2 protein-coding genes are annotated in these 1,748 nt (G+C 64.4%); one reads left to right on the top strand and one right to left on the bottom strand.

The genetic code is table 11. From position 1 onward, the window contains the following. The first annotated feature begins 98 nt into the window (after positions 1 to 98). Positions 99 to 1,523, top strand: a complete 1,425-nt coding sequence (locus tag FJ980_RS30570) for a sodium:proton antiporter (RefSeq protein ID WP_140547307.1) — start codon at positions 99 to 101, stop codon at positions 1,521 to 1,523. A 36-nt stretch (positions 1,524 to 1,559) separates the two neighbouring features. Here FJ980_RS30570 and FJ980_RS35115 read toward each other — a convergent pair. Next, the coding region (locus FJ980_RS35115) for a hypothetical protein (protein ID WP_210243776.1) at positions 1,560 to 1,748 on the bottom strand (189 nt) is incomplete at its 5' end.

Genomic DNA, 1,748 nt, shown 5'->3' with positions numbered 1-1,748 from the left:
GTCTCACTCCGCTGGAACACCCCTCATCCGTCTCGGCGCTGCGCGCCGATCCACCTTCTCCCACAAGGGGAGAAGGAGAAGGCGCGCGGAGCGGCCGGATGAGGGAGCTTTTTCCATACTTCGCCGCGCTCGCCATCGCAACGCTGTTTCCATCCCAGGCTCTCGCCGCCGAAATCCACGGGCTGCCCGGGGCCGCGATGCCGCTGTGGTGGGGATTGCCTTTTGCCGGCCTGCTGTTGTCGATCGCGACCGGACCGCTGCTTTTCCCGCATGCCTGGGAGCATCATTACGGCAAGATCGCCGGTGCATGGGCCATGCTGGCGGTGGTGCCGCTGACGATTGCCTTCGGGCTTCCGTCGGCAGGCGAAGCGGTGCTGCACACGCTGCTTACCGAATATCTGTCTTTCATCATCCTCTTGTTCGCGCTTTACACCATCTCGGGCGGCATCCTGCTTGCCGGCAACATCCATGGCACGCCGCTCACCAATGCCGGCCTGCTGCTCATCGGCGCCCTGCTTGCCTCGGTGATCGGCACGACCGGCGCCTCGATGGTCCTGATCCGGCCGATGCTGCGCGCCAACGACAACCGGCCGTTCAACGCCCATGTGGTGATCTTCTTTATCTTCCTGGTCTCCAATATCGGCGGCTCGTTGACGCCGCTCGGCGACCCGCCTTTGTTCGTCGGCTTCCTGCGCGGCGTCGATTTCTTCTGGACGACCGCGAATCTGTGGCGAGAGACGCTGGTCACCGGCGGGCTGGTGCTCGTCGTCTTCCTGGCGCTCGATATCGTGCTGCATCGCCGCGAGGGCGGCATGCCGAAGATCAAGGATCCGACGCCGGACACGAGGGTGCGCCTGCGCGGCCTTGCCAACCTGCCGCTGCTTGCCGGCGTGATCGGCGCGATCCTGCTTTCGGCGAGCTGGAAGCCGGGCGTCAGCATCCCGATCCTCGGCGTCGGCCTCGAGCTGCAGAACCTGGTGCGCGACGCCATCATCCTGGCGCTTGCTCTGCTGTCCCTCAAGGTGTCGTACAAGAGCCACCGCGAGGCGAACGGCTTCACCTGGGAGCCAATCGCCGAGGTGGCGAAACTCTTTGCCGGCATCTTCACCTGCATCGTGCCGGTGATCGCAATCCTGCGGGCCGGCCATGACGGCGCGCTGGCGCCGCTGGTGGCCCTGGTCACATCCGCCGACGGCCAGCCGAACAACCTCGCCTATTTCTGGCTGACCGGGGCGTTGTCGTCGTTCCTCGACAATGCGCCGACCTATCTCGTGTTCTTCGAGCTCGCCGGCGGCGATGCGAACCACTTGATGACCGAGGCCGCCTCGACATTGGCCGCGATCTCGGCGGGCGCCGTATTCATGGGCGCCAACACCTATATCGGCAATGCGCCGAACTTCATGGTCTTTGCCATCGCCCGGCATCGCGGCTTCAACATGCCCGGCTTCTTCGGCTATATGGCGTGGTCGGGTGCGGTGCTGATCCCGACGTTCTTGGTTGCGGGGTTTTTGTTTTTTCGTTGAGCTGAGCTACTCAATTTCCACCGCCGGCGCTGCCCCTCATCTGGCTGCCGCCATCTTCTCCCCGTGAACGGGGAGAAGGGACCTGGCATCGCCGATTTCGCCAATCACCAACGTTGCAGTATGACCGCCGAGGTCGCGGCCAGCTTCTTTCTCCCCGTTCACGGCGAGAAATGCCCGGCAGGGCAATGAGGGGCAGCGCAGCCGCCGATAGTCTTGGCACCGACG

The organism is Mesorhizobium sp. B1-1-5, from assembly GCF_006443065.1.
In the GTDB taxonomy this organism is placed as follows: Bacteria; Pseudomonadota; Alphaproteobacteria; order Rhizobiales; family Rhizobiaceae; genus Mesorhizobium.
This window is presented reverse-complemented; position numbering and strand designations above follow the sequence as displayed.